This is a genomic window from Microcystis sp. T1-4 (assembly GCF_000297435.1).
Taxonomy (GTDB): Bacteria; Cyanobacteriota; Cyanobacteriia; order Cyanobacteriales; family Microcystaceae; genus Microcystis.
Map to the genome: position 1 here is coordinate 1 of NZ_CAIP01000444.1, position 5424 is coordinate 5424.

The following is a 5424-nucleotide window of genomic DNA, read 5'->3' on the forward strand; positions in this document are numbered from 1 at the left end:
GTGATAAGTAGCTGGTTATAATTAAATTAAAAATGGATTTTAGGTTCGATCCCCCCTTAGTCCTAGGGTTGATTCATAGTGGGGTTGATTCATAGTAGGGTTGATTCATGAATCAACCCTACCTTAATAAGGGTGGTGTCTGATAATTTTTAACGCCTACCTACTTATTTAACGATTTGCGTTGAATTTTCGTTTTTTTGCCGGTATTCTCGCCAAGGAAGTCCAGAAATCTATCTCTACAGACCCAATTTCGCCGCTAAAGCGATCGCTACCGGGAAAATGCGATGTTCTTGCACTTGAATGCGTTCGTGGAGACTGGTCGCGGTATCATCCGGGAGAATGGGAACCACTGCTTGCATTAAAATCGGGCCGCTATCTACCTCCGCGCGAGCGATATGCACAGTACATCCGGTCACTTTTACCCCCGCAGCTAAAGCTTGTTCCACGGCACGCACACCCTTAAAACTGGGTAGTAAACTAGGATGGATATTGATCACGCGATCGGGAAAAGCATCTAGTAATACCGGGGTGACAATTCGCATCCAGCCCGCCATAATTACCCATTTTACTCCGTATTCTTGGAAAGTTTTGACCAGGGCCCGATCGAGTTCTTCTCTGGGTTTAAATTGACGATGATCGAGAAAAACCGCAGGAATATTGTAGTGATCGGCTCTTTCTTTTACCTTGGCATCGGGATTATTGTAGATGAGGACAGGAATCTGGGCATTTAGCTGTTTTTTGGCGATCGCTTCCGCCAAAACCGCAAAATTGGAACCACTACCAGAAGCCATCACTCCTAAGGAGAGGGTTTCCTCTAGGGGAATATCGGCCAAACTGAGATCGGGAGAAATTAAACTGGGGGAAATTGTCATCATATTTTATAACCGAGTTCGAGTGCATTGCAAAAGCTATTGAGGCGATTCAGCAAAGCATTATAGTAAGAATAAGCATCATCCCGTTCCTCTTGGAGATAGGCATACAAGGTTAGCTCTGGCTCTGCAGCTAGGTGATTTTTAGGGATATCGAAACCGACTTCGGTTAGGCGCGTCGCTGCGATCGCAACTAGCAACGCCCCAATGGTATTAGACTCACCATTGTGAAGATCCCTCAGTCCGGGTAAGATGATCTCGGCCCCCGGCAACTCATTGAGATTCATGATTGTTTCTCCTCTGGTGGATATTGAAAACGTTCAATAAAGTTCTCGACTCTGCTTCTCAGCACATCAGGGTTAAGGGAGGGTGAATCGAAAAAATCCCCATACCCCTATCTCCCCTATCCCCGTTGTTTCAAACCGGTTTCAATAGCGGCAATTACTGTTTCTATGACTTTAACGCGGGCGAAATACTTATCATTTGCCGCCACAATCGTCCAGGGGGCGACAGGGGTGCTAGTACGGGCTACCATGTGATTAACTGCCACATGGTAGAGGGGCTGTTTTTCCCGATTGCGCCAATCTTCATCGGTGAGTTTATGTTGACGATAGGGGTTAGTTTGGCGTTCATTGAAGCGATTTAACTGTTCTTCGGGGCTAATATGTAACCAAAATTTGACTAAAACACAGCCTGAATGGGTTAATTGGGCCTCAAATTCGTTAATTTCTTGATATGCCCGCCGCCAGTCCATATCTTTAGCGAATCCTTCCACTCTCTCCACCAAAACCCGTCCATACCAACTGCGATCGAATATACCGATAGTTTTGGCTGCGGGTAATTTGCGCCAGAAGCGCCAGAGATAATGATAGCGGTGTTCTTCCTCCGTCGGGGCAGCAAAGGCAATCACTTGATAACTGCGAGGATCGAGGGTATCGGTTAAGCGTTTGATCGCACCTCCCTTACCGGCGGCATCCCACCCCTCAAACAGGACTAAAACGGGAATATTTGACTGAAAAATCTTTAATTGCAGTTTTCTTAATTCTACCTGTGCCTGACGCAAACGGATTTTATAGTCTTCTTTTTCCAATTTGGCACTTAAGTCCACTCTCCCTAGATAATCGGGTTCCGTGGGCAGTAATTGGGCTTGGGGTGGTAGATTGACAGGAGGTTCGATCGGTAATTGCCGCTGATCCAAAGCTTGAGCGATCGTACCGACTAATTGGGAGAGAACTTTTACCCGGGCCCAGCGTTGACAGTTGCCCTCCACCAATGTCCAAGGAGCGGCCCCCGTGCTAGTGTAGGTAATCATTTCCTCGGCTAAACTGGCATACTCATCATAACGTTTGGCCTGTTGCCAATCTTCTGGACGCACGCGCCAAGATTCTAGCTCATTTTCGGCGTATTCTTTGATGCGTGACTTTAATTCCTTTTGACTGAGGTGAATCCAGAATTTAGCGATCGCAACCCGATCATCAGATAATTGTCGCTCAAAGGTGTTGATATCGCGCATGACTAGGGGAATCTGGGAGGAGGGCAATTTGTTTAAGAGTCGATCCTCTAGTAGATGGGTGTACCAACTGTGATAAAAAATGCCGATACTGCCTTTTGCTGGCAGTTTTTGCCAAAATCGCCACAAAAACGGGTAACTTTCCTCTTGGGGGGAAGGGGTTAAAATTGGATGGACGGTAAAACCGCGAGGATCCATATAGTTAACCATTTTTTTGACTAAAGTTCCCTTGCCTGCCGCCGCCCAACCTTCCAAAACCACCACCACGGGTAATTTACATTCCCAACAGGACTTCTGTAGCGATCGCAGTTGTTCCATTAAATCTTTAATTTGTGATTGATAAGTTTCTTTGTCAAGGGAAAGAGATAGATCGAGGGGACTTAACATGATGGTCAAATAAAAGCAAAATTAGGGTATAAAGTTATAGACAAGTCAATTTCAAATAGGTATGATCGCGTGTCTCAAGTTAAACCTACCATTCTCGTTACTGGCGGTGCGGGTTATATTGGTTCCCATGCAGTTCTAGCGCTCAAAAATGCCGGTTATTCCGTCATCGTACTCGATAACTTATCCTACGGTCACGCCGAAATCGTTAAGGATATATTAAAAGTTGAGTTAATTGTCGGTGATACTAGGGATCGATCGCTGCTGGATAATTTATTTGCTAGTCGTGATATTGCCGCCGTCATGCACTTTGCCGCTTTTATTGCCGTGGGGGAATCGGTGCAAGAACCGGCTATTTACTATCAAAATAATGTTAGTGGTAGTCTGACTCTTTTGCAAGCGATGATCGCCGCCGATGTGAAGAAATTTGTTTTTTCTTCCACCTGTGCTATTTATGGAATGCCGAAGGAAATTCCGATGACGGAAAATCATCCCCATCATCCCCTCAGTCCCTACGCTGCCAGTAAGGAAATGGTGGAACAAATTCTCAGAGATTTTGATCCGGCCTACGGTTTAAAATCGGTGGCTTTCCGTTATTTTAATGCTTCAGGAGCCGATCCCAGTGGTTTATTAGGGGAAGATCACCAACCGGAAACCCATTTAATTCCCCTGGCTTTATTAACTGCCCTGAAAAAACGGGATTCCCTGTCAATTTTCGGCACGGATTATGATACTCCCGATGGCACTGCTGTTCGCGATTATATCCATGTCAATGATTTAGCCCAAGCTCACGTTTTAGGCTTAGAATATCTCTTAAATGGGGGCGAAAGTAATGTGTTTAATTTGGGCAATGGTAACGGTTTTTCCGTGCGTGAAGTGATTGAAACAGCGCAAGCGGTAACTGGTTTAGATATTCCCGTCATCGAAAGTCCCAGAAGGGCAGGTGATGCCCCCATTTTAATCGGCAGTAGTGATAAAGCTAAACAGGTTCTCGGTTGGCATCCCCAATATGCCGATCTCAAGGTAATAGTTGAACACGCTTGGAATTGGCATCAAAAAAGACACGCTTAACGGCGATCGAGTGCTAAACTTTAATCTTATAAGATTGAACAGTTCTATCAGTCGATAACAGTAAAAAACTGCTAGAAGCTGATAGTTTATCGCTATAGGCTTCTCCATAATTCTCTCGAATACAATGGTATGAATAACAAAATAATCTTAATATTTATAGGCTTGACTTTTTTAGCAAGTTGTGCTGATAGTAAACAGTTTCAATGTCAAAAAATCTATCGCATTGCCAACGAAGTGGCCCAAGAAACCAAATCCTTAACCAAGGGTCAAGGGACAGAAATTGACCAAAAAAGTTGGCTATTAGCCGCCGATAAAATCGAACAGGCCGCAGAAAATATGAAAAAATTAGCAGTGAAGGATCCCGAACTAGAGAAATATAAAATCGCTTTCGCTCAAGTTTACGAAGATTATGCTACTGCCACCCGTGAAATAATTCAAGTTATCGAAACTCGCAATAAAAACGGGGCAAAATTAGCACAGGAAAAGGTAAGAAAAGCGGGACAATTAGAAAAAGAAACTGGCGAAGCTTTTAATACCTATTGTCAAGCACAGTAAAGCAGTTATCAGTTATCAGTTATAAGGTGTTGGGGTTTTCGGGTATTATTTGCAATTTCCCCATTTCCCCATCTCCGTCAAAGCTGAAACCCTAATTACGAGAAAATCATATATACCTAAAAGGAAAATTTCATGGGCGATATCCAAATCCTGTCCAGTCTCGATAATTAACTTAACTCCATCGATCTCGATAATTAATTCCTGTTGCTCATCGATATAAAATTGACAATTAGCCAGATATTTTAAGGTTAAAAACTTTACTACCAGAAAAGAAATCCTGCTTATTTTTGCTTAAACTGATCCCTAAAGGTTGATAAAAAAGTTGACCAGATTTACCATCATATTCACCATAATTACGACTAATATTATGCTCTACCAACTGACTGGATCAATATTGATCGGTAATATGGGGATAAGTCTTAAATTGCCGATAGCGTTTATGAGTATCTCACGGTTTTTGATAAAGCATTGCTTGTCTGGACTCAATTGTTAAGGGTTGCTAGAGGTAATTTTATGGACAAGTCTGACAAAGTTTGATAGGCTTGTCAAGAAAATCCCTCGTCTCTGAGCATCAGAAGCCAGGAAACCGATCTCAAACAAGGTAACACAGACCATCAGGAGTTAACAAGCCTTGAATTACTCTGATTTTATATTTTGGTGGATATTAATCCTTTTTAGCGTTCCTTTCTTAACGGCACGCTACCTGGCGAAGTCCTTCAATCTCTGGCGAGGTGTTTTTGATGGAGTCGGATTAGCGGCACTTTCCCTAATCCTGTTTTATTACGCCAGTCGTACCAGTTTCCTCGTTTTCATCGTCTCCCTAGCCTTTAACTACATTATGGTCTGGCTAGTGCTGAAAATGAGCGGCTGGAAAAGGAATCTCCTAGCCACTATCGTTATCGTCATCGATATTCTCGTCCTCGCCTACTTCAAGTATTTCGGCTTTTTCGTCCAGGAAATCATCGGCTTATTCGTTTCCCTTCCCCCTAACTGGAAGGAACTTTCTCCGATTCCCGTGCCTAGCCAGATACCGCC

At 43.6% G+C, this 5424-nt stretch carries 5 protein-coding genes and 1 pseudogene; 3 read left to right on the top strand and 3 right to left on the bottom strand.

The genetic code is table 11. From position 1 onward, the window contains the following. Positions 1 to 236: 236 nt before the first annotated feature. The 3 genes from purN to pap form a co-directional block, all read right to left on the bottom strand. A complete protein-coding gene (gene purN, locus MICAI_RS22185; protein ID WP_008207335.1) occupies positions 237 to 875 on the bottom strand; it encodes a phosphoribosylglycinamide formyltransferase in 639 nt (212 codons plus the stop codon). Continuing rightward, complete coding sequence (locus MICAI_RS22190) at positions 872 to 1156, bottom strand: hypothetical protein (RefSeq protein ID WP_002740123.1); 285 nt, start codon at positions 1154 to 1156, stop codon at positions 872 to 874. Before MICAI_RS22190 ends, purN begins: the two co-directional genes overlap by 4 nt. A 116-nt stretch (positions 1157 to 1272) precedes the next feature. Beyond that, on the bottom strand, positions 1273 to 2766 hold the full coding sequence (gene pap / locus MICAI_RS22195; RefSeq protein WP_008207340.1) for a polyphosphate:AMP phosphotransferase: 1494 nt from the start codon (positions 2764 to 2766) through the stop codon (positions 1273 to 1275). A gap of 69 nt (positions 2767 to 2835) precedes the next feature. Here pap and galE point away from each other — a divergent pair, with 69 nt between their 5' ends. The 3 genes and pseudogenes from galE to MICAI_RS22210 all read left to right on the top strand — a co-directional run. Then, complete coding sequence (galE, locus tag MICAI_RS22200) at positions 2836 to 3834, top strand: UDP-glucose 4-epimerase GalE (RefSeq protein ID WP_008207343.1); 999 nt, start codon at positions 2836 to 2838, stop codon at positions 3832 to 3834. A gap of 129 nt (positions 3835 to 3963) precedes the next feature. Next, complete coding sequence (locus MICAI_RS22205; protein ID WP_008207345.1) at positions 3964 to 4389, top strand: hypothetical protein; 426 nt, start codon at positions 3964 to 3966, stop codon at positions 4387 to 4389. 631 nt (positions 4390 to 5020) lie between these two features. Further along, positions 5021 to 5424 (top strand): annotated as a pseudogene (locus tag MICAI_RS22210) (MBOAT family protein); the annotation flags it as partial.